The sequence below is a fragment of the Afipia sp. GW822-FHT03D08 genome (assembly GCF_058801645.1).
Genome location: NZ_JBXANK010000003.1, coordinates 579,553 through 605,050, shown reverse-complemented (window position 1 = coordinate 605,050; position 25,498 = coordinate 579,553). Strand labels below are relative to the sequence as shown.

Here is a 25,498-nt window from a genome sequence, read left to right as displayed (position 1 = left end):
GCCTTGCCTGGTGGAGTGGATTTGACATTCGCGCCCCGCTGGCAGCGAGTCCCCAAAGCGAATGTCAAATCCTAAACTCCACCAGAAACTTATATTTTGCTAGTGGTTCTTTGATTCTAACATTCGCAGGAATGCCTGCTGAAACGCGATGCGAATGTTAGAATCTAACCACTAGCGCTGGCCACCCGAGAGGTCGGGAGTGCCCAGCGTAAGGCCGGCGATAATAAAGTCTATCATTTGATCGAGGCTCGGCCCCGGCTTTTTCGCGCTCTGTTCGATCATCTGCGGATGGAAGAACCGCAGCATCCCGGCGCAGACACACTTGGCGGCCAGCTCTACGTCCTTGACGTTGAACACCCCAGCCTTGGCACCGTCGGCAATCACGGCGCCGATGGCCATGACGATGCGCTGGATATGCGCATCGCAGACATCCCAGCTTTCTTCCATTGCGATGGCGACCATCTCATGGATCTTGGCATCACCAACGAAGCGTTCGGCATTCATCACACTGACCGTGGCGAGCAATTCCTTCATCCGCTCCCGCGGCGGCGTCGGTTTGGCCGCAATCGCGTCCGCGGCATCCTCGACCTCAGCCATCAGCCGCCGCGCCACACCTTCATGGATCGACTTCTTGGAATCGAAGAAGCGATAGATGTTCGCCGGCGACATCTTGAGCGTCTTGGCGATATCCGCGACCGTGGTCTTGAGATAGCCGACATCGCGAAACAGGCGCTCCGCAGTCGCGAGAATGCACGCCTTCTTTTCGGAATCGGTATCGTTGTCGTGAAGCAGAGTCATGTCAGTGTCATACTCAAGGTTCGATTATTCGGCGGCGGTCGCCAGCGGCGGCGCTTGCCGGATCTGGCCCGGTTGCGCGGGCGCCGGAACCACACCCTCACCCCGTTCGTCCAGACTCTTCCTGAACCATAGCGCATAGAGGCCGGGCAGGAACAGCAGGGTCAGGAATGTTGCAACGAACAATCCACCCATGATGGTGATGGCCATCGGGCCCCAGAAAGCCGACCGCGACAGTGGAATCATCGCCAGGATCGCAGCCAGCGCCGTCAACACCACCGGCCGCGCGCGGCGAACCGTGGCTTCGACGATGGCTTCGCGCCGGGTCAGGCCATGCTCGACGTCGGTCTCGATCTGATCGACCAGAATCACCGAGTTGCGCATGATCATGCCGGCCAGCGCGATCAGCCCGAGCAGCGCCACGAAACCGAACGGACTGCCCGCGACGTTGAGGCCCAGCGAAGCGCCGACGATGCCGAGCGGCGCGGTCAGGAACACCAGCACCAGGCGCGAGAAGCTCTGCAACTGGATCATCAGCAGCGTCAGCATGCCGATCACCATCAACGGGAACAGCTTGTTGATCGAGGCATTGCCCTTTTCGGACTCCTCGATCGCGCCGCCGATCTCGATGCGGTAAGCCGGTTGCAGGCTCTTGCGGATGCCTTCAAGCTTCGGCCAGATCGCATTGGTCACGTCCGGCGCCTGTACACCGTCGACGATGTCGGCACGCACGGTGATCGCCATGTCGCGGTTACGCCGCCACAGGATCGGCTCCTCGTGTGCGTATTCGATCTTGGCGATCTGCGACAGCGGCACGGCAACGCCGCCCCGCGAATAGATCGTCAGATCGCCGACACGGCCGAGATCGAGCCGCTCCGACGGCACGGCGCGGGCGACCACACCGACCTTCTCGATGCCGTCGCGCAGCGTCGTCACCTGCACGCCGGAAATCAGCATCGCCAGCGACTGCGAAATGTCCTGCGGCGTCAGGCCGAGCACACGGGCGCGATCCTGATCGACGGCAAGCTTGAGGTATGGGGTCTGTTCGTTCCAGTCGAGATGCGGATCGACCACCTTGTCGTTGCCGCGCATGACCTCGCGCACCTTGTAGGCGATGTCGCGCACAGTCGTTGTGTCCGGGCCAACGACACGGAACTGAACCGGGAAGCCGACCGGCGGGCCGAAATTGAAGCGGTCGACGCGCACACGCGCTTCAGACAGCGCGCCATCGGCCACGGCCTTCTCCAGCCGCGCCTTGATGCGCTCGCGCGCCGCGACGTCCTTCGACACGATCACCGTTTCCGAGAACGCCTCGTTCGGCAATTGCGGATTGAGGCCGAGCCAGAAACGCGGCGAACCCTGACCGACATAGGTCGTGTAGGTGGCGATGTCCTTGTCGTCCTTGAGCAGCGCTTCCGCCTTCTTCACGCTCTCCTTGGTGACGTTGAACGCGGTGCCTTCCGGCAACCGCAGTTGGAGGAACAGCTCCGGCCGCTCGGACAGCGGGAAGAACTGCTGCTGCACATGACCGAAGCCGACGATCGACAGCGCGAACACACCGACCGTCGCCAGCACCACGGTGCCGCGGCGACGCACGCACCATTCGATCACGCGGCGCAGGCCGCGATACATCCGCGTCTCGTAGATCGCGTGCGGATCATGGTTATGCTTGCCATGATTGAAGTTCGGCAGCAGCTTGACGCCGATATAGGGCGTGAAGATCACCGCGACGAACCATGACGCGATCAGCGCAATCGCCACCACCCAGAAGATGCCGCCGGCATATTCGCCGACCGACGAATTGGCAAAGCCGATGGGGAGGAAGCCAACGGCCGTGACCAGCGTTCCCGTGAGCATCGGAAACGCGGTAGATTCCCAGGCGAAGGAGGCCGCCTTCACGCGGTCCCATCCCTGCTCCATCTTCACCACCATCATCTCGACCGCGATGATCGCGTCGTCGACCAGAAGGCCGAGCGCGATAATCAACGCACCGAGCGTGATGCGATGCAGGTCCATGCCCATCGCATTCATCACGATGAAGACGATCGCCAGCACCAGCGGCACCGACAATGCAACGACGATACCGGTGCGCCAGCCGAGCGCGAGGAAGCTGACGAACAGCACGATCGCCAGCGCCTCCACGAACGAATGCACGAACTCGCTGACCGCGTGCTCGACCACTTTCGGCTGATCGGCGATCTGCTCGATCTCGATGCCCTGCGGCACGGCGGACATGAATTCTGCGGTCGCCTTCTTGATGCTCTCGCCGAGCTCGAGAATGTTGGCGCCCTTCGCCATCACCACGCCGACGCCGATCGCGGGCTTGCCTTCCTGGCGCACCTGATAGGTCGGCGGATCGACGAATCCGTGGGTGACCATGGCGATGTCGCCAAGGCGGAACACGCGGCCATTGCCCTCGACCGGAGTTTCGGCCACGGCCTTGACGCTGTCATAGGCGCCGGTGACGCGCAGCGGCACGCGCTGCGACGACGTTTCAACCGTGCCCGCCGGAACCACTGCGTTCTGCTTGGCCAGCGAATCGAACAGCGCCTGCGTCGTGATGCCGAGCGTCGCCAGCTTGGCGTGCGAGAACTCGACGAACACGCGCTCGTCCTGCGTGCCGTACAGGTTGACCTTGGTGACGTTCTCCGTCTTCAGAAGGCGCTGGCGCAGGCCTTCGGCCACTTTCTTGAGCTGGGCATAGTCCGTGCCCTCGCCCGTCAGCATGTAAAGAATCGAATCGACGTCGCCGTATTCGTCGTTGATGTTCGGACCGATCAGGTTCGGCGGAAGATCGTTCCTGATGTCACTGAGCTTCTTGCGGAGCTGATAGAAAAGCTGCGGCACTTCCTTCGCAGGCGTGTAGTCCTTGAAGGTCAGGGTCATCGCGGTGAAGGAAGGCTTGGTGTAGGTCTGCACCTTCTCGAAGTACGGCAGTTCCTGAAGCTTCTTCTCGATCGGATCGGCGACCTGCTCCTGCATTTCCTTGGCCGTCGCGCCGGGCCACATCGCGTTGACGATGACCACCTTGATGGTGAACGACGGATCTTCCGCGCGGCCGAGCCGCTCGTACGAGAAGAAGCCCGCGATGCCGAGCATCACGATGAAGAACAGGATCAGCGTCGGGTGCGCCACGGCCCAGGCGGAAAGATTGAATCGCTTCATCGGACCCTCGGTATGTCTGTGCGTTAAATCAGAACGACAGCGACGAAACGACACGGACCTTCTGGGCCGGGTCGAGCTTTTGCACGCCGAGCACCACGACCTTGGCGCCTTCCTCGACACCGCTGGTGATGATGACGTCGTTGGTCTCATAGGCCTTCACCGCCACCGGCTTCAGCGAGACCGCGCCGGTGTTGGCGTCGGCGACATAGAGTGAGGGTCCGTCGCCCTGGCTGAACAGCGCCGACAGCGGCAGCCGCGCCACGCGCTCGGTCACCGGATCGGCCAGCGTCAGGGTCGCGGTCATGCCGAGCGAAACCGCATCATCCGCGCCGGGCAGCGAGAACTTCGCCAGATAGGTCCGCGTTGCGGGATCGGCGGCCGGCGCGATCTCGCGCAGCTTGGCGACATATTTCTTGTTCGGCTCGGACCACAGCGTCACGCTCGCTTCGCCGGTCTTGGCAAAGCTGACCATGGTTTCCGGAATCGCGACCACCGCTTCCTTCTCGGCGGAGCGCGCCACGCGGATCGCGGTCTGACCCGATGCCACCACCTGGCCCGGCTCGATCAGCGTCGCGGTGACTACACCGCGCGTGTCGGCGACCAGATGGGCGTAGGACAGGCTGTTCTTGGTGAGTTCAACCGAACGCTCGGCGCGGTTGAGACGCGCCCGCGCCTCGTCGGCTGCCGCCTTCACCTGATCGAGCTGCGCTTCGGTGGACCAGCCCCTGGCGCGCAGTTCCTTGGCGCGGCCCTCGGCGGCGCTTGCCTGCGCCAGCACACCGGTCGCGGCGCGGAATTCAGCCTCGGCCTGCTCGGCCTGCAATTTGAGATCGACCTCGTCGAGGGTCGCCAGCGGCTGACCGACATCGACCATCTGCCCGACCTCGACGAGGCGCTTGGCGACCTTGCCGGGGACGCGGAAGCCCATGTCGGTTTCGATGCGGGGGCGGATGGTGCCGACGAAGCTGCGCTCCGGCGACTGCGACTGATAGTGGACCGTCGCCACCAGAACCGGGCGACCCTTCTCGCCCTCCTGGGCCTGCTCCTTGCTGCAGGCGCCGAGCGCCAGGGCAGGAATAATCAAGGCGAGAATGGCCAAGCCATTGCGTTGGCTTGCGAATTCGGAGATGCGGCGCATCGGAAGCTCCCTTGGGATTATCCCGGGAGCTTCTAGTAACGACTGACGATTGTCAATATTCGTCAGTAGTCAGAATGTCGCACTGCAAACACTTGGCTTCAAAGGCGTTTTTGGAACCGTTCCTTTTTATCCATCCTCGGATACCGGTGATTTCAGGCCTTCTCCGCAGGGTCGCGGTGAATCGGATCGACCCACAATACAGTCTCCGGCTTCTCCACCGGCTCGATGTCCAGATTGATGGCGACGGCTTCGCCGTCACTGCGCACCAGCACGCATTCGAGCACTTCGTCGGGGCTGGCGTTGATCTCCTGATGCGGCACGTAAGGCGGCACGAAGATGAAATCGCCCGGCCCGGCCTCGGCGGTGAACTGGAGATGTTCGCCCCAGCGCATGCGCGCCTTGCCCTTCACGACATAGATGACGCTTTCCAGATGACCGTGATGGTGCGCACCGGTCTTTGCATCCGGCCTGATCGTCACCGTTCCGGCCCACAGCTTCTGCGCGCCGACCCGCGCGAAATTGATCGCAGCCTTGCGGTCCATGCCGCTGGTGGACGGCACATTCGAGTCGAGCTGATTGCCGGGAATGACGCGCACACCGTCATGCTTCCAGCGGTCGTCGCCATGCGCATGGGAATGATCGTGCGAGTGATCGTGGGAATGATGATGATCGTGCGATCCGGACATGGCTTCCTCTAAGTTTTTGCGAGCGCTGACGCGCGACGTTGCCGGCACGTCACCAGATATGTCAGTGGTCGTCAATGTATCGGCGCGTCATGCGCAAGACGCGCGCCGTGCATGGCGTGCATCAATAAGACTTCGGCAGTCCCAGAACCTTCTCGCCGATAAAGCTGAGAATAAGCTGCGGGCTGATCGGCGCAATGCGCGGGATCATCACTTCGCGCAGATAACGCTCAACATGATATTCCTTGGCGTAGCCGAAACCGCCGTGGGTCATCACCGCCTGCTGGCAGGCGTCGAAACCCGCCTCGCCCGCGAGATATTTTGCGGCATTCGCGGCGGGGCCGCACGGCAATCCCTGATCGTATTGCCAGGCCGCCGACATCGTCATCAGCCATGCCGCTTCAAGATCGATCCAGTTCTTCGCCAGCGGATGCTGGATCGCCTGGTTCTGACCGATCGGCCGGTTGAACACGATGCGCTGCTTCGCGTAAGCCGCTGCACGATCGAGCGCGAGCTTGCCGAGACCGACCGCTTCCGCCGCGATCAGCACCCGCTCGGGATTCATGCCGTGCAGGATGTATTCGAACCCCCGGCCTTCCTCGCCGATACGGTCCTCCATCGGAATCTCGAAGTCGGCGAAGAAGAGTTCGTTGGAGTCGATCGCCTTGCGGCCCATCTTCTCGATCTCATGCACCTTCACCCGCTCGCGATCGAAATCCGCATAGAACAGGCTGAGGCCGTGGGTCGGATTCTTCACTTCTTCCAGCGGCGTGGTGCGCGCCAGCAGCAGAATCTTGTGCGCGACCTGCGCGGTCGAGATCCAGACCTTCTGGCCGTTGACGATGTATTTGTCGCCCTTGCGCACCGCGCGGGTTTTGAGTTGCGTGGTGTTGAGTCCGGTGTTCGGCTCGGTCACCCCGAAGCAGGCTTTCTCGCGGCCCTCGACAATGCCGGGCAGCATGCGCGCGCGCTGCGCATCGTTGCCGAACACCACCACCGGATTGAGCCCGAACACATTCATGTGGATCGCGGAGGCGCCCGACATGCCCGCGCCGGATTCGGAGATTGCGCGCATCATGATGGCGGCTTCCATGATGCCGAGACCGGAGCCTCCGAATTCCTCGGGAATGCAGATGCCGAGCCAGCCGGCCTGCGCCATGGCGTCGTAAAACTCGTGCGGAAAGCCGCCGGTGCGATCCTTCTCGAGCCAATAGGTGTCGTCGAAGCGGGCGCAGATTTTCAGAATCGCATCGCGAATGGATTCCTGCTGCGGGTTCAGGGCGAAGTCCATTGTGATCGATCCTCCCGATTGCTAGAAACCCTTACGGCCTAAGCAGCCCCCCGGACAATCCCAAAAAGAACAGGCAAGCCGTGCGTATCGACATCTCGAAATTCTCCGCGACCATGTTCGGTATGGTTCTTGGCATCGGCGGGCTTGGCGCCGGCTGGCGTGCCGCCTCTCATGTCTGGGGCGTGCCGGGCATCGTCGGCGAAACGCTGGCCCTGACGGCGTCCGCCATCTGGCTGATCTGGTTTTCGGTCTACGTCCTGAAATGGATTCAGGCCCCCGAAGCCGCCATGGCCGAGATCGTTCATCCCATCCAGTCCTTCTTTGTCGTGCTCATTCCCATGACGACAATGATCGCCGCCTGGTCAATCGCGCCGTACCTGCCGCGCATTGCATTCGGCCTGTTTATCTGCGGCGTGGTCGGACAGCTTGCGTTTACTGTCTGGGGCGTCGGCGGACTGTGGATCGGAGGCCGGCCGACCGAAACCACAACCCCGGTGCTTTACATGCCGACCGTGGGCGGTAGTTTTGTCAGCGCGATCGCCTGCGGCCTTTTCGGTTATCCCGACGCGGGACTGCTGTTCTTCGGTGTCGGCTTCTTCTCCATCATCGTGATGGAATCGGTCATCCTCACGCGGCTGCTCGCGCATGGCATTCCGGTTGCACTCCGCGCCACCATGGGAATTCATCTCGCGCCGCCCGCGGTCGGCTCGGTCGCCTATCTCGCCGTGACCAGCGGACCGCCCGATCATCTCGCCCACATGCTGTTCGGCTACGCGCTGTTTCAGGCGCTGGTGATGCTGCGGCTGATTCCATGGCTGCGCGAACAGCCGTTCTCGCTCGCCGCGTGGGCCTACAGCTTCGGCGTCTCGGCCCTGCCGCTCGCCGCGCTGCGGTTCATTGAGCACGGCGAAACCGGCATCATCGCCCATCTGGCGTTGCCGATTTTTGTGCTCTCCAATCTGATCATCGGATGGCTTACACTGCGAAGCCTGCTGATCGGATGGCGCTACGTGTTCTCATCCATCGGGCCGAAAGCGAAGCCGGAGACGGAGGTTCTGCCATGAATTCGGATCACGACATCCTCACTGCTCTCAACCGCGATTACATCAATTCGGTGCAGACCTGCGACGTCAAATGCTTCGATGAAATCCTGGCGCCTGACTTCTACTGCTCCAATCCCGATCGCTCGCTGGTCGATCGCGCGGGTTTCCTGAAACAGACCGCGCAACCGGTCGCGATCAGGAATCTCAAGGCCGAGGACGTGCTGATCCGGATCATCGGCGACGCGGCCATCATCCACGCGCGTACGAGCTATGTAATGCCGGACGGCAGCGCGGGCGGCGGGCGCTACACCGATGTGTGGGCGAAGATCGGCGGCCAGTGGCTCGCCGTCTCGGCGCATGTGACGCGCTAAACCTGGCGCGAGAATTTCGCTTCCATCGCGCGGCGGAAGGCGACGGCATCGTCCTTCGCGTCGATCTCCACATCCGCCCATCGGACCACCGCGCCGTGCGCGACGTCATTCGTGAGCTTGACGCGATGCGCAAGGCCGATCGGCAATGCGCCGGTCTTGAGGCTTTCAGCCGCCGGCATCAGCTTGCCCCACACCGTGTAGCCACCTTCCCCGTCAAGCATTTCACCTGCGCGCAGATTTTTCTTGGCGACAGCCGCGACATCACCGCGGAAACCTTGGGGCTGCCCCGTCGGCTCGCCGCGCAGCGCGGCCGACAGCACCGAGATGTTCAGCTCAAGCCCGATCAGATGATACGGCTTGTACATCGCTGCATAACGCCCTGAGGAATCGGTCTTCAATCCATACTGACGGAAACAATCCGCCGCATAATCGTTCGGCGCTTCCAGCACGACATAGACGCCCCAGCGCAGATCGCGGAACACGGGACGGCCATCCCGCTCCAGCGACGAAACGACCTCCACTACGCCGGATTTCTCCAGCACGCCGCCCTTGTCCGTTGGGCGCATCACATGCGGCAGATCGTCGACGCCGCAGGGCGGAAACAGAAGGCCGGTCGAGGGAACGTCAAGGCCGGTGGCGTTTGCAATCGCCGCCATTTCAATGGCCGACTTGGTGCCGTCCAGAAACGAGTTGAACATCTGCGGATTCATGCCGGCCGACTGCGCTTCGGCAGCGGTCAAACCATAGTGCCCCCAGACCCCGGCGGGCGTCACGTCGTGATAGATCGGCAGGTACTTGGTGCCCTTGCCCGCAGCGACAACCCTGAAACCGGTGGCGCGCGCCCAGTCCACCATCTCGGCGGTGAGCGCAGGCTGATCGCCATAGGCGAGCGAATAGACCACGCCCGCCTTCCGCGCTTCGTCCGCCAGCAGCGGCCCCGCGAGCACGTCGGCTTCGACATTGACCATCACGATATGCTTGCCCGCCGCAATCGCCGCGCGGGCATGGCGGATGCCGACAGACGGATTGCCGGTCGCCTCGACGATCACTTCCACATTGCCTGCGATCGCTGCGGCGCCATCCTTGGTGAAGGTGGTGGCGGCGATCCGCGCATCATCCCAGCCCACCGTGCGGCAGGCGTCCCGCGCGCGCTCCGGATCGAGATCGACAATCACCGGCACTTCGAGGCCCGGCGTATGCGGCACCTGAGAGAGAAACATCGAGCCGAATTTTCCGGCGCCGATCAGCGCGACACGCACGGGCTTTCCCGCCACGCGGCGCTTTTCAAGAAGGTGATGCAGATTCATGGAGACGAACTCTCGGAAGAAAGATGGCCGTCACCTTGTCATTGCGAGCGAAGCGAAGCAATCCACTCTCGAACTGACTGGATTGCTTCGTCGCAAATGCTCCTCGCAATGACGAGGAGTGCTATTCCGCCGCCTGACGATGGCTGCGCGCGTAGCGAACCAGCGCGTCGTCATCCACGGTCTGGATCGGCGTGAAATCGCGATGTGCGATGAACTCCGGCCGCGTCGGCGTGCGGATGTAGTTCGAAACCGAGTTCAGCGTGAGATAGACGATCTTGCGCGGATACGGCGTGATATTCCCCGCCGAGCCGTGCACCAGATTGCCATGGAACATCAGCATGCCGCCCGGCTTGCCGGTCGGCGCGACAATGCCGCCCTCCTTGACGAGGCGCGTTACGGTCTCCTCATCCAACGTCCAGAGCGGATACGACGTGGTCGCAAGATCGTGCGATGCCTTGAGGTCGCCCGCGTTCTGGCTTCTCGGCACCAGCATCAGGGGGCCGTTGATCGGCATCACTTCATCGAGGAAGACCGCAATGTTCATCGCGAGCGGCTGCGGCATGCCGTCGTCGCGCTTCCAGGTGCCGTAGTCCTGATGCCATTGCCAGACGTCGCCGGTGAACGCGGACTTCGCGTTGATCTTGTACTGATGCATGTAGACCTTCTCGCCGAAGATCTGCTCGACCGGCTCGATCATGCGCGGATGTGCGCCGAGAAGACGGAACGCTTCATTATAAAGATGCGCGGCAAAGGCGGTGCGCGGCGCACCGCTCTTCTCGCGCCAGACCTCGGGGCGTTGCTCGTCATAGATCGACACGGCTTCACGCCGCAGGACATCGACTTCCTCGGCGTTGAAAAGCTCAGGCAGGAACAGCCAGCCTTCGGTACGGAATTGCTCGAGCTGTGCGGGGGTCAGTTTCATGACGATCCTCCTTGTTTGTTGTCAGGTCGTTTCCCGGATCTTGTTCTTCGTCCCGGAGCGCTTGCTGCACCCTCGGCCGCCGGCGGCGCGAACCACCCCACGGTAAGTCAGTATTGCATTCTGAATTCAGTATTCTAAACTCAGGATGCGGCTTGCACCCCACCCTGTCAAGCAGCAACCATGCTGCCGCGCAGCGATGATTCCATCGGAGGAGAAGTGCTCGAGTCCCTGGCCCCGCCAAAAAGTCTGGTCGATCAGGTCTATGAGGTGATCCTCGATGCCCTGTGCGACGGCACGTTCAAGCCGGGCGAGCGCCTCACCCAGGAGAACATCGCCGCGCGCCTGAATGTCTCACGGCAGCCGGTGACCCACGCGCTGGCGGTGTTGAAGGCGCAGGGATTTCTTGCGCAGGGGCGTCAGGGATTGACCGTCACCGCGGTCGATCCGGATTTCTTCGCGGCGATCTACCAGATCCGCTCGGCGGTCGAACCGCTTGCGGTCAAGCTGGCGACGCCGCGCCTGACCAGGGAATCCATCGCGCGCGGGCGCGCACTGGTTGAAAACGGCCGCAAGCTGGTGGCCGCCGGCGACAGCCGCGCCAGCCTCCAGGCCGACATGGACTTCCACTCGTTCATTTACGATCTTTCGGGCAATCCGCTGATTGCGGAGACCATGCGGCTGCACTGGCGGCATCTGCGCCGCGCGATGGGCGAAGTGCTGCGCCATCCGGGCATGTCGATCAGCGTCTGGAAAGAACATGGCCGCATTCTCGAAGAGATGATCCGCGGCGACGCCGACGCCGCCGCCGAACTGATGCGCCGTCATCTGGTCGAAGCCTATGAGCGCGTCGGAAAGGCCGGCCGGTAGCGGGATCGTCCGCATCGGCGTGAACTGTCATCTCAACTGAAACGAGTTCACGCTTCCTGATCGGCTTTCAGAAGCGAGCATCCGGTGATCTTGATGGTCCCGTCAGGCTGCTGCTCCAGCGTATAGAGCGCCTCCCACGCCACCCCGTCGCTGTCGACGATGTGCACATGCTGCGCGATCTTTCCGTCGGACCCCGCCGACTTGCCGAACTCGACGCGTTTCGGACGAACGAGCGGCGCATAGTTTTGCCGGACCATGCTCATGAAAATGTCCGGCCCGGTGAAAAGTCCCTGGATGGCCGGCGCCGCGTAGGAATAGGCCACCACAGCGTCGCCACGGCCGATCGCCTCGAGCTGGGAGCTGATGACCGCTTGCGCGGACCCGGCATCATCCGCCGCCCGCACGCCGGGCACGCCGCTGAACAGAAGTGCGATCGCAAAAATAAACACGCGCATGAGAACGATCCTGACCGGCGGCTATCCTCGCAGGGATTGAACACCGTGAACAGGATACGCGTCAGCGGCGTTCAGGGTTTCAGGAACAATACTCGCCTAGACGGGCTCCGGGCCGAGCGCCCTGGCGCTCTCCATCCAGATCGGCAATTCCTGCTGATACAACGCGTTGGTTTCCTTGAAGCCCAGTGCCGGCTCCAGCACGAAAGTCGCGAGAACTTCCTTCACCTTCGAATCGCTGTTCGCCGCCACGCAGAGCTGCGCCAGCCGATCTAGGATCGGTTGCGGCGTGGCCTTCGGCAGCGCCCAGCCGGAGAAGCCGCTCACGGTGAAGAACTTCGATGTCGCGCCTTGTTCAGGCAGAGTCTTGACGTTCGGAAGCGCGTCGACCTTCTTCGAATGCACTGCGAATAGAGTGCCGCGATCGCTTTGCAGGACGGGTTGCGCAGCGGTGCAGCTGCCCATCGCGACATCGAGCGTGCCTTCCAGCAGCCCCGTCCACATCGGCGCTCGTGCTTCACGAGCCCCCAGGCCAATCTTATCAGACATAGCCCGACGAAGCTTCAAGACCATTTTGACGATCGCCTGACCTGCCGGCGCCTCTTGACCGTCGTCAATGACAAGAGGGCTCGTCCGATAAACCCTCCTTAGCATTCCTGTCGCGGTTCAGGGCCCGGGCCGCCTCGATCCGCGCGCCAGCGTCCACTCGCCCCGCGCACCTCAATAAAATCGGGGAATCGGACCAAGATGCGGGGTGGGCCGTTCCGAAAGATCGAACATCACTTCATCGACGTAACACCAGCCCCACCCTTCCGGCGGATCATAGCCCTCGATGATCGGATGCCTTGTCGCGTGAAAATGTTTTGTTGCGTGTCGATTTGGCGACTGATCGCAACAACCGACATGGCCGCAGCTACGGCAGACCCGTAAATGCAGCCAAGGGTCGCCCAATTTCAGACATTCTTCGCACCCCAGGGCGCTCGGAATAACATCACGGATAACCGAGAGATGTTTGCAAAATATCGCCATGTTCAACCGACGCGTAACGGCGCGCCGCTCTCCTTTCGTCTCAGTGTTAATCCGTTTGCAAAGCTGCGCTCTGCCATCGGCTCGAGCGACGAACTCCCTTTCCGTCCCGCAGCGAGGGCAACGTGATGCCGATGCGACGTACCCGCTCCATCGCACAAAATCGGGCGACGATAATGCTGCAGATCAGCAAGACCACCGCCGGTGCACCGAGGCAAGCCAGAGACGCGCGAAACTGAACTCCTTGTTTTGCCTGTTTCTAAATATTAGCCGATCGCGCGCCTACATCAGCTTCTCCATCGTAATCGGCAGGTCCCGCACCCGTTTGCCGGTGGCATGGAACACCGCATTTGCGATGGCAGCAGCAGCGCCGACGACGCCGATTTCACCAACTGTCTTGCCGCCGAGGGCGCTGGCGTGAAAGTCCGGCTCACCGACTGAAATGACCTCGATATCAGGCACGTCAGCGTTCACCGGTACGACGTAGTCGGCAAGGTTATTATTGGTGATTCGCGCATAGCGGCGATCGATGTGTATGGCTTCGAGAAGCGCTTCTCCCATTCCCATGATCATGCCACCCTTCCACTGACTTTCGGCGAGCTTGGGATTGTAGAGCCTGCCGCAATCGAAGGCTCCGACCATGCGGCGGACACGCACGGTTCCATAGTCTTCGTCGACACGAACCTCCACGAATTGCGCGCACCATGCATACGTCGCATGACTTGGTGACGATGGGCGCATATATTTGAAGCTATTGTAGGCATCGCGCTGCTCTGTTTCCGATGACGCCTTGTCGGCCGGCATGGTGTTGCGCGTGACCTCGATCCGATCACGCCCGACCATCCGCATCAGCTCGGCAACCGTGACGGCTTCTGCGGAGCCATCGGTGGGTGCGATCTTTCCATCCTTGATCGTGAAGTCGTTCACTCGCTTGGCCTTGAACGGTGACCCGGCGTGACTGGACGCTAGCGTCAACAGCTCCTCGCGAGCAGCGCGTGCGGTTTTATCCACGGCGCCGGTAAGGAGATTGGCAATCTGTGAGACTCCGGCGACCGGTGCGCGCGGCAGGCTGGTGTCGCCGAGCCGAACGCGCACCTGCTCGAACGGCACGCCGAGCGCGTCGGCGGCTGTCTGAGCAAGGATAGTGTAGGTACCGCCACCGATGTCAGGGCCGCTCGATGCAACTTCGACCGAGCCATCGGCGGCAATTGTGACCTTCGCCTCGCCGGGCGTATGCACGTTCGGGAAAGCTCCTCCGGCCATTCCCCATCCGATCAATTCGTGGCCATCCCGCATCGAACGCGGCTCCGGCGAGCGTCGCTCCCAGCCAAACGCCCGCGCGCCGGCTTCATAGGCTTCGCGGAGCCTGCGTGTCGACCAAGGTTTCGCAGATTCAGGATCGTGGCCAGCATAGTTGCGTAGCCGCAATTCGATCGGATCGAGCTTGAGCTTGTAGGCAAGTTCATCCATCGCACTTTCGAGCGCATAGGCGCCGATCGCTTCTCCGGGCGCGCGCTTCCAACTCGGCGTAAAGGAACTGACCCGCACCAGTTTCTGCGTCGCGCTCAGGTTCGGCACGATATACATGACCTTGGCGGTGGCCGCGCCACCCTCGACATAATCGTCATCGACGGAGGTCTCACTGGTGTTCTCGTGAATGAGCGCCAGCAGCTTTCCGTCTGCGCTGGCACCGAGCGTCAGCTTCTGCCGTATCGCAGGCCGCAAGCCGTTGCCGGTGAAGTTCTGCGGACGCGGCAGCGCCAGCTTTACCGGCCGTCGCATTTCCCGCGCAGCCATCGCCGCGAGGAGCGAGTCCGCGTGAGCTGTGACCTTGACTCCGAAACCACCGCCTACGAACGGCGAAATAACGCGGACCTTCTCCATCGGAATTGCAAACCAGTCGGAAAATGCCCTTCGTGCGCCCTCTGCCCATTGGCTCGGCATCCAAACGGTCAGACCGCCGTCATTGCTCCAGGCTGCGATTGCTCCAAGCGGCTCCATAGGACAGGAATATTCGCGCGGCGTCGTGTAGACGGCCTCCATCTGCACCGCTGCCCCCGCGAGCGCACCCTTTGCGTCGCCCCGGCCCCCACCGGATGACGGAGCCCCGGGGACGTCAATTGGTCTGGCCGTGGGGTCATCGATGTCGGCGACAGCCAGCCCGGTCTCGTAGGCGATGCGCACGCGGCCCGCAGCCTCAGTCGCATGATCGAAGCTATCGGCGACCACGAGAGCGATGGGTTGGCCGTTGTACCGGATGCGATCGTCCTGGAGCGGCAAGAAGCTCTCCATGACACTACCGGCTGGAACCATGGGACAACTCTTGAGCGGCAGAGCGTCGGCATGGGTCAAGATCCGGAGCACACCCGGCATCGTCCGCGCCGCGGCAAGATCGATCTTTTCGATCCGCCCAGACGGCACGGTGCTCTCGACGATCACCGCATGGACCATACCTGCCAAATCGTGTTCGAGGGCATAGTCCGCTTTCCCGGTGACTTTCGCGACGCCGTCAGCACGCGAGATGCGACGACCGAGAAACGCTCCGTTGCTCTTCGGCGATTCAGAACTGGTGACAGCCATCATGCGATTCCTCCAACGGTCAGCAGCGCACGCGCGACGACGCGGGGAGCCAAGTCGATCTTGAAGCGATTTTCGCCATGGTCGACGGCGCCTTCGGTGGCCAGGCGACTGGCGGCCCGCACCGTGGGCTCGTCGAAAGTACGTCCGACAAGCGCCTCTTCGACGGTCCGAGCCCGCCACGGCTTCGTGGCGATCCCGCCGAGCGCGATCCTGACGTCACGGATCGTGCGACCGTCCGCCTCCAGTTCCAGGCCGACAGCGGCGCTTGCCGCCGCGAACTCGTAAGATTCGCGGTCGCGTACCTTGAGGTAGTGCGAGCGGCGCAGCGCTGCGCTGGTCGGAACCTCGACCGCGACGATCAATTCACCGGACGAAAGGGGGTGCTCGACATCGGGCGTGTCACCGGGCAACAGGAAGAAGTCATCGATCGGAATGCGACGTTGTTTGCCGTTTTCGACATGGACAGTGGCGTCGAAGGCGACAAGAGCAACCGCAAAATCACCAGGATTCGTGGCGATGCAACTTGGACTCGTGCCCAAGACAGCATGGCCGCGATTGATGCCCTCAAGGGCTGCGCAGCCCGAACCGGGATTGCGTTTGTTGCATGCGCCGTAGACCCCTGGTTCGCGGAAATAGCTGCAGCGTGTCCGCTGCATGAGATTGCCACCGATGGTGGCCATGTTGCGCAGTTGCGCCGAAGCGCCGCGCCACAGCGATTCCGCCAAAACCGGGAAATCCTTCCGGATCGTGGGGTGATCGGCGACATCGCTCATTTTTGAGAGAGCGCCAATGCGCACGCTCGCCGGACCAGCTTCGATGGTATCGAGTCCGCGCACGCGCGTAATGTCGATGAGCGCTGAAGGAACCTCTACCCCGCATTTCATGAGGTCGACCATGGTCGTGCCGCCAGCGAGGAAGCGGGAACCAGCCTGACGGGCAATGGCGCCAAGCGCGTCGGGAATGGCGGTGGCCCGAACATATTCGAAATTGTTCATCGTGCTCGCCCCCTATCAGACTCCATCGCCTGCGCCGCTTCGCGTACAGCCGCGACAATGTGCGGATAGGCGCCGCAACGGCACAGATTGCCGGACATATATTCGCGGATGCTCGTGTCCGTCTCGGTCCGGCCTTCGTCGATACAGGCGACGGCCGACATGATCTGACCAGGCGTGCAGTATCCGCACTGGAAGGCATCGTGGCGGATGAACGCCTCCTGCACCGGGTGCAGGCTGCCGTTGACTGCCAAACCCTCGATCGTCGTAATCGACAGCCCTTCGACCTGGGACGCAAGCGTGAGGCAAGCGAGGACGCGCCGTCCATCGACGTGAACCGTGCAGGCCCCGCACTGCCCCTGATCGCATCCCTTCTTGGTACCGTTGAGATGCACGTATTCTCGCAAAGCATCCAACAGCGTGACCCGCGGCTCGATCTGCAACAGATGATCGGAGCCGTTAATGCGAAGCCTGACCCCCGCGCCCGTGATGGATGATTTCGCCATGGGTCGACTCCTGCGATGATTGTTGCGCCCAGAACAGTTGATCGGTTTCGAAGGCAGCACTCACTCTCGTGACACCCGGATGCAACATGCGCCTTGACAACCGTCAATTTCAGCAACGCCTACACCGCCTCAACCGATGCCGACGCAATATTGCGCACGGATTCTTGAGGAGCCGGCTCCAAATTGGTTTGAGCAGCAGCATTGTTGCCACCGAACCATCGACCATTGGTGATTGCCGAACGGTTCGGCACGCTCGAGCACCCAGGAGAGAGGGAGCCTGCCGCCACGTTGGCTGATCCTGATCAGAATGGTCTACGGCGTGGAACAGTCGCTCGCCAAAATTGATGGCCGTCATGGCGCGCCGCGAATACGAGGACTTCATGACCGGGGTCGTTATTTCCGACAAGCAGGTCTGCGGCTGGGCCGTCGGCGTCGCGGCCGCGAAGCACGGTTCGCTCCTTGTCACCGAAGACAGCAACGGCAATATCTGGCGCGTCAACCATCAGAAGGTCGCGTCCAATAATTGACAGGATCCGGCTCAAGCGCTGCAGGTGCGACGACCATCCTCGCACCACTGATCGAAAGGCTCAAGCGATGACGATCAAAGCAATCAATCCCGCCACCGGCGAGACATTTGCGAGCTATCAGGAGATGACGGAGGATGGCATTCGAGAGGCTATCAGCAGAGCGCACAACGCGTTTCTCGATTGGCGACGAACAGATTTTTCGAGCCGCGCCGCCCTGATGCACCAGGCAGCGGAAGTATTGCGGAAGAACGCCGGCAAATATGCTGATCTGATGGCGAGGGAAATGGGAAAACCGATCCGCGACGGTGTTGCCGAGGTCCAGAAATGCGCCGCTGCCTGCGGCTACTACGCCGACAACGCCGAGCAGTTTCTGGCGACCGAACAGATCAAGACCGAAGCCCGCAAGAGCCATGTCATCTTCCAGCCGCTCGGAGTCGTGCTCGCGGTGATGCCGTGGAATTTTCCATTTTGGCAGGTTTTCCGGTTCGCCGCGCCGGGGCTTATGGCCGGCAACGGTGGAGTGATGAAGCACTCCTCGAATGTGCCGGGCTGTGCGCTTGCCATCGAAAGCGTTTTTCAGGATGCGGGTTTTCCAAAGGGTCTGTTCCGGACCTTGATGATCTCCAGCGCGCAGGTCGACGCGGTGCTCGAAAACCCGCTGGTGCGCGCGGCTACCCTGACCGGCAGCGGCCCCGCCGGACGCGCGGTAGCCGGCAAGGCCGCCTCGCTCCTGAAGAAGACCGTGCTCGAGCTCGGCGGCAGCGATCCCTATCTGGTCCTTGAGGACGCCGACCTCGAGCTCGCGGCAGCCGTCTGCGCCAGAGGACGATTGATCAATGCCGGCCAAAGTTGCATTGCCGCCAAGCGCTTCATCGTCGTCGACAAAGTGCACGACCGGTTTGTCGAACTTTTCGTCAAACGCATGGCCGCCGCCAAAATGGGTGATCCTCTCAAACAAGACACTGAAATCGGTCCGTTGGCGCGCCATGATCTTCGGGACGCGTTGCATCGACAGGTCGAGAGCAGCACCGCAAAGGGCGCGCGCTGCGTGCTCGGCGGAGAGATTCCGAGGGGGCCGGGCTCCTATTATCCGCCAACCGTCCTTACCGGCGTGACGAAAGGCATGCCCGCTTATTCAGAAGAATTGTTTGGCCCGGTAGCGTCGGTGATCCGGGTCGGCAACGAGGATGCTGCGATCGCGGCGGCTAATGATTCGATATTCGGACTTGGCGGCGGCGTCATCACAGGCGATATCGCGCGCGGTGAGCGCGTCGCCGCCGAGATCGAGAGCGGCAATGTGTTCGTCAACGATAACGTCCGCTCCGATCCGCGGCTACCCTTCGGTGGTGTCAAGCAAAGCGGCTTTGGTCGCGAGCTTTCGCACTATGGCATCAAGGAGTTCGTCAATATCAAGACGGTCGTGGTAAGCTGAGGCGGAGCTAAGTTGATGCCCAACGCGGCGATTGACCGCCGCGCGATCGTGATGGCTAAACCGGCTGAAAGGATAATGCGATGGACGTCGGCTTCATCGGGCTCGGCAACATGGGTGCGCCAATGGCGCGGAACCTGCTAAAGGCAGGCCATCGTCTCATCGTCTACAATCGTACGCGCAGCAAGGTTGAATCCCTGGCGCGCGAGGGCGCGCAAATTGCTGATCGCATTGCCGATGCCTGCCAAAGCGAAATCCTCATCACCATGCTCGCCGACGACCCCGCCGTTGAGGACGTCGTGTTCGGAGAGCGCGGCGCGCTTTCTGCGCTTCGCCGCGACGCCATCCACATTTCCATGAGCACGATCAGCGTAGGACTGTCCGTTCACCTGACTGAGGCGCATGGCAAAGCCGGCCAGGGTTATGTCGCTGCGCCTGTGTTCGGCCGGCCGGAGGCTGCGGCGGCAGCCAAGCTTTTCATTATCGCGGCCGGCGCTGACGCGATGCTCAAGCGTTGCCATCAGCTGTTTGATGCGATGGGTCAGGAGACTTTTGTTATCAGCAACAGACCTTCCGATGCCAATCTGGTAAAATTCTCCGGCAATTTCCTGATCGCATCGGTGCTGGAGTCGCTGGGAGAGGCATTCGCGCTGGTGCGCAAATCTGGTATCGACCCGCACCGTTATCTCAATATTCTGACTAGCACGCTGTTTTCAGCCCCGGTCTATCGAACTTACGGAACAATTATCGCCGACGAGAAGCTACCCGTTAATGGCTTCAAGATGTCGCTCGGGTTGAAGGACATGCGGCTGGCGCTCGCCGCAGCCGAGGCGCTGGCGGTCCCGATGCCGGTCGCGAGCCTGTTGCGGGATCATTTCATCGAGGGCGTCGCGCAAGGCGAGAGTGACGCCGACTGGTCCGGTCTGGCGCGGCTCGCCGCGCGAAGGGCGGGCCTGTAAGGCCGCGCGGCAAAGCCGGCTGTTCTCGGTCTCCGGCAGCACCGGCACCTACTTCCGCAAACCGGCGGGCGAATTCGAGAGATAAGCACCGGGCAGGCAGTCTATGGCATTGCTGACGAAGTGCCGACAGCAGGACCATCCCTTGCGGGCCGATTGGCGTTGCTCGAAGAAGACACCCTGATCGCGATGCGTCCCCTTGTCGACTTCGCCGTGCGACATTTGCCGGTCAGCCCCGATCGCGATCGTCGGCGCGGCGCTGTGCTTTGGACTTCGCGTCATAGCGATCCGGCCCACGCTCCTACTGATTAGTCGATGAGGTTGCTCGACCGACCGAGCCGCTCACTCTCCAGACCGTGTTCCCGACATCGTCAGCGACGACAAGAGCACCGGTCCGGTCAAGTGCCACGCCGACCGGTCGCCCGTGAACAGTGCTTTTATCCGCCGCAAGGAAGTTCGTCAGTACCGGGGTCGGCATCCCGCTCGGCCGTCCATTGACGAAGGGGACGAAGATCACCTGGTAGCCATTCAGCGGGTCGCGGTCCCAACTGCCATGTTCACCCACAAACGCGCCGTCGGCGAACTGCGGTGACAGCGTTTCTCCTTGACTGAATGCGAGGCCGAGTGCCGCAACGTGGGAGCTAAGGCCGTAATCCGGCTTGATCGCCTTCGCGACCATCGCAGGATCCTGCGGATGGACGCGTTCGTCCACGTGCTGTCCCCAATAGCTATAGGGCCAGCCGTAGAAACCGCCGTCCTTGATGGACGATAGATAATCCGGAACCAGATCCGGCCCGATCTCGTCCCGCTCGTTGACCACAGCGAACAATTGCCCCGTTCCAGGCTGGATGGCGAGGTTGGTCGGATTGCGCGTTCCGGTCGCGAAAAGGCGCTTGGCTCCCGTCAGGCGATCGACCTCGTAGATGGCCGCTCGCCCTTCTTCGATGTCTATCCCATTCTCGGTGATGTTGCTGTTCGAGCCGACCCCGACATAGAGCTTCGAGCCATCCGGGCTGGCCGCCATCGACTTGGTCCAGTGGTGGTTGATCGGGCCTGCGGGCAAATCGGCAAGCTTTGTGCCGGGCGCCGTGATCTCCGTCTGTCCCGGCGTGAACGGAAAGGCGATGATCGCGTCGGTGTTGGCGACATACAAGGTGTCCGCCACCCACGCTATGCCGTACGGCGAGTGCAGGTGGTCGACCAGAACAGTCTTCATCTCCGGAACGCCGTCGCCATTAGCGTCCCGCAATAAAGTGATGCGATTGCCGCCCTTGTTGGACGCCCCTGCGCGCGCCTTAATTTTTCCCGAGATGTAATCCTTGGGGCGGAATAACATGGTGCCGGGACCGTTGCTTTCGACGACGAGGATATCGCCGTTGGGCAACGGGTAGACGATGCGCGGATGCATCAGTCCGGTCGCCATCGCCTGGATGCGCATGCCGGCGGGAACCGTTGGCGCTTCCCCGGTCTTCCAGCCAACCGCCTGCGGTACGCTCATGGGCGGCACCAGATATTGGTGCGCTTCGGGAAGCTCCGGATTCGGTCCATATTGTTTTGATGGATCGCCACCTTGGTCACTACAGGCGGAGGCCAGTGCGGAAAGCATCAGTCCCGAAACCGCTCGAACTCGATTCGCGATCATTTGCTTTCTCCTCAGCCCGCAGTCTTTACGGCGGTAACACGCCAGCCTCGAAGACCGGCGGCAAGCAACAAGATCGTAACGATGGTTGATAGGGTAATGCCGGTCGGGACAACCGAGGTCCACGCATCTCGCGTATGAACGAAGACGTTGACCAGCGAAAGAATTGCGGCAGCCCCGACCAAACCAAAATCGAACCAACGGATCGGCCCAGCCCTCCCGAGCGCGAAGTCAATTACCAGGAAAATCGTGGCGATCAGCGCCAGCACGAGACCCCCAGTGATCAGCCAAACAGAGAAGTTGGCCCACTGCATCAGCGAGTTGCTCGTGTACATATAGTCGGTGAACAGAGCGGCCATGAGCAACGCACCCCCTAGGCCAACGAAAAACGGATGCAGTGGCGAATCCGCACGGCTCTTGTCATTTGGACCGGCCATATTTTTCCTCCTCGTTTCGACACTCGCCTGAGATCTATTGCATAATTCTGCATGAACTCCGGGCGATAACAACCGGCTTCGCCGTCTCTATAAAATAGCGGAAGGGCCTTATCGGCATGCTACGCGATAACAATCACTATAAATTGATGCTGAGGCGGCGAAGGAAACGCAGCCTCCGTTGAACAATGCCCGCCGTTATCAGCAACGTGTCGCCCGCACTCAATGGTGCAAGTGAGACGCGTCGACGCAAGACGTTGAACAGCGAGCGACACGTTCCATACTTTTTCGATTACATTTCGAACAAGTTATCCAACAGTGCTCGGAAGCGCTCGGCGTCTCCGAATGGAGAATTATGAGCGTGCTGGCACGCACACCAAAGCTCAGCGCGGATCAACTTTCCTAGATGCTCGGTATCGACAAGGGAGCGATAAACCGTAGCTTGCAGAAATGGAAAAGATAAAGCTCCTCACGCTGAGGCAGATCAAAGGCGGCAACCGGGACAATCAAGTTATCGACGACCGAACTTATTTGCACGACAGGATTATTGGGGTTGCGCTGGAGCGAGAGCGGATCTTGCTGTGCTGCTGGCAGCAGATGAACGGGAATCTTTTCTGACCGCCTTACAGAAGGGCCGTGAGGCGTTGCCGGCAACGTTGGGAGCCATAACTGTGTGGTGCGCCCGCCGGCACGGCAGAAACGCTGATGACGACGATGTCAGTGTGTATCCGAACTCGTTGAACCGACACCTGCTGCGGACGCGCGAAGCCAAGGCGCTCGATGGGCTACCGTACTACTCGTTGCATCTGGCCAGATCAGTGATGACCAACTTCCTCGACACCAAGGTCTCACCGGTCGCATCGTCACTGGTGCTCGCGCACACGCTGCAATCCTGCAGCAATGAGGCACGGCGGCGGACCGCCGCGCCGAAGATTGTGAAATTTATAGATCAGCGCCTCTCGGACGCGGCTTAGCGGCCGGTGAATTTCGGCGCGCGCTTGCTGTTGAAAGCCTCGACGCCTTCCTTGAAGTCGTCGGATTGCCGCAAGCGGCTGTAACAATGGCCCTCAAGCTCGATCGCAATAGCCAGCGTCGAGTCCTCGGTGTCGTTGAGCAACTTCTTCGCGGTCCGCTGGGCCAGCGGCGAGAAGGTGCGCAACTCGTCTACCAGCTTGTCGGTCGCCTTTTCAAGATCGGCATCCGGCACGCATTCGGTGGCAATGCCCCATTCCTGTGCCTGCTTGCCAGGAATGCGCTTCGAGCGCATCACGATGTCCTTGGTGCGTGTGATACCGATCATCTTCTGCAGACGGGCCGAACCGCCGGACCCCGGGATCTGGCCGAGCTTCTGCTCCGGAAGCGCGTAGAGCGCTGTCTCGGACACAAGGCGGAAGTCGCAGGCCAGCGACAGTTCGAAGCCGACGCCGAAGCAATAGCCGCGGTTCGCGACGATCACCGGCTTGGCGCAACGCGCCGGCGCGGCGATGTTCCAAGCGAGCTTCGAAACGTGTTCCGGCGTCGCCTCCATGAACCCGCCGATATTGCCTCCGCTCGAGAAGTGCTCGCCTATCGAGCGAACCACGATCACGCGGACTCGCGCGTCCTCATCCAGCGTTTCGAACACCAGCCGAAGCTGGTCTCGCTGCGGCATGGAGACGATGTTGTACGGCGGCCGGTTGAGAATGATGTCGGCACGCTCACGGGCTTCGTCGATTTCTACCTGAAAACCGTCGAGCTTTCCGAGACGCGGGTCAACAAACGAATAGGGGGATGGCATAGAGCTACTTCCTTCTGTTTAAAACTAAGAATCAAGCCGTACTCGACGGCGGAAACCGTTCGAGGTCGTACTCGCCGGCGACGAGCAATCTGCGCAGCAGCTTCCCGACCGGTGATTTCGGAATGGCATCGACGAACACAAACCGCCGCGGCCGCTTGAAGTTCGCAAGACCCGATGTCTGACAGAACTGTTCGAGGTCTTTCTCCGACACCTGGGCATTTCGCTTCACGAAGGCGGTGACGATCTTTCCCCATTTTTCATCGGGCAGGCCTACCACCGCGACTTCGGAGACCGCCGGATGAAGCGACAGGCAGCTTTCGATCTCAACAGGCGATACGTTTTCACCGCCGGTAATGATCATGTCATCGACACGGCCGGTCACGAACAGATCACCATCCTTATCCATGAAGCCAGTGTCGCCTGTGAAGTACCAGCCCTCACGCAACGACTTTTCATCCGCATCGGGACGGTGCCAATAGCCCTCGAAAGCCTCGTCGCTGGCCAGCAACGCAATAATCTCACCTTCTTGGTCAACGTCCGCCAGATCGTTGACGGACCGTGCATTCAGCTTCGCCACCCGGATGTGCTGATTGATCCCGGCTTTGCCCGCGGAGCCAGGCTTGGCAACTGCGTTCTGGTCGATGGTGAAGGTGTAGACTTCGGAGCTGCCGTAGTGATTGACAAAAAGGTCCGGCTTAAATTGCTCGTCGAGCTTCTTGAGCAGACCGTCCGTCATCGACGCACCAGCAAAGCCGAGCTTGCGCACCGTCGAGACGTTGGTTTTTTCAAACGCCTCATGATGGACTAGATCGTGATAAAGCGTCGGCACGAGATAGAGATTATCGATTTTCTCAGCCTCAATCAGTTTGAGCGCCTGAAGGGCGTCATAGCGCGGAAGACAAACGAACGTGCCGCCGATCAGGGACATGGAGATTAGCGAGCGAACACCCATCGTGTGATACAGCGGCATGACGCCGAGCGTCCGCTCGCCACGGCGATACAGATTCTGGGCCACATGGGCGACCCCGGCAGCGCGCTCCGCACGATGGCGGCGCGGTACGCCCCTTGGCTTCGATGTCGTACCCGACGTATACAACATGATCGACCAGGCATCAGCGCTCACACGCTGAGTCACGTCCGGCATATCGCCGGTGATCATGCTTTCGAACGGAATCTCGTTCTGATCCGTCGTAGCTACGTCGACAGAAATACGCCGCAGCCGCCGCGCCATTTTCGAGTCCCGAACGGCCTCCGCTGAAACGTCCTGATAGACGAGCGCGCAGGATTGCGAGTTCTCGACGCAATAATCGATTTCGTCGGCCTTTGCGCGCCAGTTGATCGGGGTGATGACTATACCCGCCAACTGGCACGCCCAATGGATGGTCGCCGCTTCCCAGCGGTTCTGAAGCACCGTAACGAGATGATCGCCAGGTTTTAGCCCGATCCGGTCAAATGACATGACGAGCGCCGAAATACGGCTGTACCACTCGCGATAGGTCAGGCGCAGGCTGCCATCGACGATGGCAACAGCACCGGGATCGCGCGCCACGCTGGCTATAAAGCTGCTTCCGAGATCAAGCATCTACTTTCTCGCTCCT

At 61.2% G+C, this 25,498-nt stretch carries 24 protein-coding genes and 1 pseudogene; 8 read left to right on the top strand and 17 right to left on the bottom strand.

Translation table 11 applies throughout. From position 1 onward, the window contains the following. Window positions 1-171 precede the first annotated feature (171 nt). The 5 genes from AC1RM7_RS22140 to AC1RM7_RS22120 form a co-directional block, all read right to left on the bottom strand. The gene (locus AC1RM7_RS22140; RefSeq protein ID WP_024919438.1) at window positions 172-798 is read right to left on the bottom strand and encodes a TetR/AcrR family transcriptional regulator; all 627 of its coding nucleotides are present in this window, start codon (window positions 796-798) and stop codon (window positions 172-174) included. Between the two features lie 24 nt (window positions 799-822). Beyond that, on the bottom strand, window positions 823-3,960 hold the full coding sequence (locus AC1RM7_RS22135; protein ID WP_492837310.1) for an efflux RND transporter permease subunit: 3,138 nt from the start codon (window positions 3,958-3,960) through the stop codon (window positions 823-825). Between the two features lie 28 nt (window positions 3,961-3,988). Then, complete coding sequence (locus AC1RM7_RS22130) at window positions 3,989-5,098, bottom strand: efflux RND transporter periplasmic adaptor subunit (protein ID WP_024919440.1); 1,110 nt, start codon at window positions 5,096-5,098, stop codon at window positions 3,989-3,991. A gap of 152 nt (window positions 5,099-5,250) precedes the next feature. After that, window positions 5,251-5,784, bottom strand: coding sequence for a cupin domain-containing protein (locus tag AC1RM7_RS22125; protein ID WP_024919441.1), 534 nt, complete (start codon window positions 5,782-5,784; stop codon window positions 5,251-5,253). A 121-nt stretch (window positions 5,785-5,905) separates the two neighbouring features. Further along, window positions 5,906-7,072 (bottom strand): acyl-CoA dehydrogenase family protein, encoded by a 1,167-nt coding sequence (locus AC1RM7_RS22120; protein WP_024919442.1) that lies wholly within the window; start codon window positions 7,070-7,072, stop codon window positions 5,906-5,908. Window positions 7,073-7,152: 80 nt separating this feature from the next. On the opposite strand from AC1RM7_RS22120, the gene tehA reads away from it, so the two are divergent. Then, window positions 7,153-8,136 carry a dicarboxylate transporter/tellurite-resistance protein TehA gene (tehA, locus tag AC1RM7_RS22115; RefSeq protein ID WP_034459940.1) on the top strand — a complete coding sequence of 328 codons (984 nt, stop codon included), beginning with the start codon at window positions 7,153-7,155 and terminating at the stop codon, window positions 8,134-8,136. Next, window positions 8,133-8,486: a nuclear transport factor 2 family protein gene (locus AC1RM7_RS22110; RefSeq protein ID WP_024919444.1), complete on the top strand. Its 354-nt coding sequence runs from the start codon at window positions 8,133-8,135 to the stop codon at window positions 8,484-8,486. The genes tehA and AC1RM7_RS22110 overlap by 4 nt, the downstream gene beginning before the upstream one ends. Here the strand turns inward: AC1RM7_RS22110 and AC1RM7_RS22105 are convergent. Both AC1RM7_RS22105 and AC1RM7_RS22100 read right to left on the bottom strand, forming a co-directional pair. Then, window positions 8,483-9,793, bottom strand: coding sequence for an NAD(P)H-dependent oxidoreductase (locus AC1RM7_RS22105; protein ID WP_024919445.1), 1,311 nt, complete (start codon window positions 9,791-9,793; stop codon window positions 8,483-8,485). The two genes, AC1RM7_RS22110 and AC1RM7_RS22105, sit on opposite strands and share 4 nt — an antisense overlap. A gap of 121 nt (window positions 9,794-9,914) precedes the next feature. Beyond that, window positions 9,915-10,715 carry a phytanoyl-CoA dioxygenase family protein gene (locus AC1RM7_RS22100; protein ID WP_024919446.1) on the bottom strand — a complete coding sequence of 267 codons (801 nt, stop codon included), beginning with the start codon at window positions 10,713-10,715 and terminating at the stop codon, window positions 9,915-9,917. A 216-nt stretch (window positions 10,716-10,931) separates the two neighbouring features. Between AC1RM7_RS22100 and AC1RM7_RS22095 the strand changes: the two genes are divergently transcribed. Next, window positions 10,932-11,582, top strand: a complete 651-nt coding sequence (locus AC1RM7_RS22095) for a GntR family transcriptional regulator (RefSeq protein ID WP_024919447.1) — start codon at window positions 10,932-10,934, stop codon at window positions 11,580-11,582. 47 nt (window positions 11,583-11,629) lie between these two features. Here the strand turns inward: AC1RM7_RS22095 and AC1RM7_RS22090 are convergent, their stop codons facing one another. From AC1RM7_RS22090 to AC1RM7_RS22065, 6 genes and pseudogenes are all read right to left on the bottom strand, one after another. Then, complete coding sequence (locus AC1RM7_RS22090) at window positions 11,630-12,037, bottom strand: DUF4864 domain-containing protein (RefSeq protein WP_024919448.1); 408 nt, start codon at window positions 12,035-12,037, stop codon at window positions 11,630-11,632. A gap of 96 nt (window positions 12,038-12,133) precedes the next feature. Beyond that, window positions 12,134-12,544, bottom strand: a pseudogene (locus tag AC1RM7_RS22085) (tripartite tricarboxylate transporter substrate-binding protein); the annotation flags it as partial. Window positions 12,545-12,754: 210 nt separating this feature from the next. Then, the gene (locus AC1RM7_RS22080; RefSeq protein ID WP_192824435.1) at window positions 12,755-13,063 is read right to left on the bottom strand and encodes a UBP-type zinc finger domain-containing protein; all 309 of its coding nucleotides are present in this window, start codon (window positions 13,061-13,063) and stop codon (window positions 12,755-12,757) included. 279 nt (window positions 13,064-13,342) lie between these two features. After that, complete coding sequence (locus AC1RM7_RS22075; protein ID WP_024919450.1) at window positions 13,343-15,643, bottom strand: xanthine dehydrogenase family protein molybdopterin-binding subunit; 2,301 nt, start codon at window positions 15,641-15,643, stop codon at window positions 13,343-13,345. Next, the gene (locus AC1RM7_RS22070; protein ID WP_024919451.1) at window positions 15,640-16,635 is read right to left on the bottom strand and encodes an FAD binding domain-containing protein; all 996 of its coding nucleotides are present in this window, start codon (window positions 16,633-16,635) and stop codon (window positions 15,640-15,642) included. The genes AC1RM7_RS22075 and AC1RM7_RS22070 overlap by 4 nt, the downstream gene beginning before the upstream one ends. Further along, window positions 16,632-17,138, bottom strand: a complete 507-nt coding sequence (locus AC1RM7_RS22065; protein WP_034459936.1) for a (2Fe-2S)-binding protein — start codon at window positions 17,136-17,138, stop codon at window positions 16,632-16,634. Before AC1RM7_RS22065 ends, AC1RM7_RS22070 begins: the two co-directional genes overlap by 4 nt. A 380-nt stretch (window positions 17,139-17,518) precedes the next feature. Between AC1RM7_RS22065 and AC1RM7_RS22060 the strand changes: the two genes are divergently transcribed. The 3 genes from AC1RM7_RS22060 to AC1RM7_RS22050 all read left to right on the top strand — a co-directional run bounded on the left by AC1RM7_RS22060 (window position 17,519) and on the right by AC1RM7_RS22050 (window position 20,053). Further along, a complete protein-coding gene (locus tag AC1RM7_RS22060) occupies window positions 17,519-17,665 on the top strand; it encodes a hypothetical protein (protein ID WP_492943920.1) in 147 nt (48 codons plus the stop codon). A gap of 67 nt (window positions 17,666-17,732) precedes the next feature. Next, complete coding sequence (locus AC1RM7_RS22055) at window positions 17,733-19,097, top strand: NAD-dependent succinate-semialdehyde dehydrogenase (RefSeq protein WP_024919454.1); 1,365 nt, start codon at window positions 17,733-17,735, stop codon at window positions 19,095-19,097. 80 nt (window positions 19,098-19,177) lie between these two features. Next, window positions 19,178-20,053, top strand: coding sequence for an NAD(P)-dependent oxidoreductase (locus tag AC1RM7_RS22050; protein WP_024919455.1), 876 nt, complete (start codon window positions 19,178-19,180; stop codon window positions 20,051-20,053). 298 nt (window positions 20,054-20,351) lie between these two features. Here AC1RM7_RS22050 and AC1RM7_RS22045 read toward each other — a convergent pair whose 3' ends face one another. Then, window positions 20,352-21,692, bottom strand: a complete 1,341-nt coding sequence (locus AC1RM7_RS22045; RefSeq protein WP_024919457.1) for a PQQ-dependent sugar dehydrogenase — start codon at window positions 21,690-21,692, stop codon at window positions 20,352-20,354. Window positions 21,693-21,703: 11 nt separating this feature from the next. Continuing rightward, complete coding sequence (locus AC1RM7_RS22040; RefSeq protein WP_006018928.1) at window positions 21,704-22,126, bottom strand: DUF2231 domain-containing protein; 423 nt, start codon at window positions 22,124-22,126, stop codon at window positions 21,704-21,706. 447 nt (window positions 22,127-22,573) lie between these two features. Between AC1RM7_RS22040 and AC1RM7_RS22035 the strand changes: the two genes are divergently transcribed. Continuing rightward, entirely contained in the window at window positions 22,574-22,741 is a 168-nt protein-coding gene (locus AC1RM7_RS22035) for a hypothetical protein (protein ID WP_492943919.1), read from the top strand. Continuing rightward, entirely contained in the window at window positions 22,705-23,097 is a 393-nt protein-coding gene (locus tag AC1RM7_RS22030; protein ID WP_152544119.1) for a hypothetical protein, read from the top strand. The genes AC1RM7_RS22035 and AC1RM7_RS22030 overlap by 37 nt, the downstream gene beginning before the upstream one ends. On the opposite strand, the gene AC1RM7_RS22025 is transcribed toward AC1RM7_RS22030, so the two are convergent. Both AC1RM7_RS22025 and AC1RM7_RS22020 read right to left on the bottom strand, forming a co-directional pair. After that, complete coding sequence (locus tag AC1RM7_RS22025) at window positions 23,094-23,900, bottom strand: enoyl-CoA hydratase/isomerase family protein (protein WP_006018926.1); 807 nt, start codon at window positions 23,898-23,900, stop codon at window positions 23,094-23,096. The genes AC1RM7_RS22030 and AC1RM7_RS22025 overlap by 4 nt on opposite strands. A 31-nt stretch (window positions 23,901-23,931) precedes the next feature. Further along, entirely contained in the window at window positions 23,932-25,482 is a 1,551-nt protein-coding gene (locus AC1RM7_RS22020) for an AMP-binding protein (RefSeq protein ID WP_024919458.1), read from the bottom strand. Between the last annotated feature and the right edge of the window lie 16 nt (window positions 25,483-25,498).

Bases quoted from the DNA above. Each gene is read 5' to 3' on its own strand.
- AC1RM7_RS22120 (WP_024919442.1), bottom strand. From the start codon at position 7,072: ATGGACTTCGCCCTGAACCCGCAGCAGGAATCCATTCGCGATGCGATT.
- AC1RM7_RS22060 (WP_492943920.1), top strand. From the start codon at position 17,519: ATGACCGGGGTCGTTATTTCCGACAAGCAGGTCTGCGGCTGGGCCGTC.
- AC1RM7_RS22140 (WP_024919438.1), bottom strand. From the start codon at position 798: ATGACTCTGCTTCACGACAACGATACCGATTCCGAAAAGAAGGCGTGC.
- AC1RM7_RS22070 (WP_024919451.1), bottom strand. From the start codon at position 16,635: ATGAACAATTTCGAATATGTTCGGGCCACCGCCATTCCCGACGCGCTT.
- AC1RM7_RS22075 (WP_024919450.1), bottom strand. From the start codon at position 15,643: ATGATGGCTGTCACCAGTTCTGAATCGCCGAAGAGCAACGGAGCGTTT.
- AC1RM7_RS22040 (WP_006018928.1), bottom strand. From the start codon at position 22,126: ATGGCCGGTCCAAATGACAAGAGCCGTGCGGATTCGCCACTGCATCCG.
- AC1RM7_RS22080 (WP_192824435.1), bottom strand. From the start codon at position 13,063: ATGGCGATATTTTGCAAACATCTCTCGGTTATCCGTGATGTTATTCCG.
- AC1RM7_RS22045 (WP_024919457.1), bottom strand. From the start codon at position 21,692: ATGATCGCGAATCGAGTTCGAGCGGTTTCGGGACTGATGCTTTCCGCA.
- AC1RM7_RS22125 (WP_024919441.1), bottom strand. From the start codon at position 5,784: ATGTCCGGATCGCACGATCATCATCATTCCCACGATCACTCGCACGAT.
- AC1RM7_RS22130 (WP_024919440.1), bottom strand. From the start codon at position 5,098: ATGCGCCGCATCTCCGAATTCGCAAGCCAACGCAATGGCTTGGCCATT.
- AC1RM7_RS22055 (WP_024919454.1), top strand. From the start codon at position 17,733: ATGACGATCAAAGCAATCAATCCCGCCACCGGCGAGACATTTGCGAGC.
- AC1RM7_RS22025 (WP_006018926.1), bottom strand. From the start codon at position 23,900: ATGCCATCCCCCTATTCGTTTGTTGACCCGCGTCTCGGAAAGCTCGAC.
- AC1RM7_RS22135 (WP_492837310.1), bottom strand. From the start codon at position 3,960: ATGAAGCGATTCAATCTTTCCGCCTGGGCCGTGGCGCACCCGACGCTG.
- AC1RM7_RS22105 (WP_024919445.1), bottom strand. From the start codon at position 9,793: ATGAATCTGCATCACCTTCTTGAAAAGCGCCGCGTGGCGGGAAAGCCC.
- AC1RM7_RS22110 (WP_024919444.1), top strand. From the start codon at position 8,133: ATGAATTCGGATCACGACATCCTCACTGCTCTCAACCGCGATTACATC.
- AC1RM7_RS22020 (WP_024919458.1), bottom strand. From the start codon at position 25,482: ATGCTTGATCTCGGAAGCAGCTTTATAGCCAGCGTGGCGCGCGATCCC.
- AC1RM7_RS22065 (WP_034459936.1), bottom strand. From the start codon at position 17,138: ATGGCGAAATCATCCATCACGGGCGCGGGGGTCAGGCTTCGCATTAAC.
- AC1RM7_RS22090 (WP_024919448.1), bottom strand. From the start codon at position 12,037: ATGCGCGTGTTTATTTTTGCGATCGCACTTCTGTTCAGCGGCGTGCCC.
- AC1RM7_RS22100 (WP_024919446.1), bottom strand. From the start codon at position 10,715: ATGAAACTGACCCCCGCACAGCTCGAGCAATTCCGTACCGAAGGCTGG.
- AC1RM7_RS22035 (WP_492943919.1), top strand. From the start codon at position 22,574: ATGGAAAAGATAAAGCTCCTCACGCTGAGGCAGATCAAAGGCGGCAAC.
- AC1RM7_RS22050 (WP_024919455.1), top strand. From the start codon at position 19,178: ATGGACGTCGGCTTCATCGGGCTCGGCAACATGGGTGCGCCAATGGCG.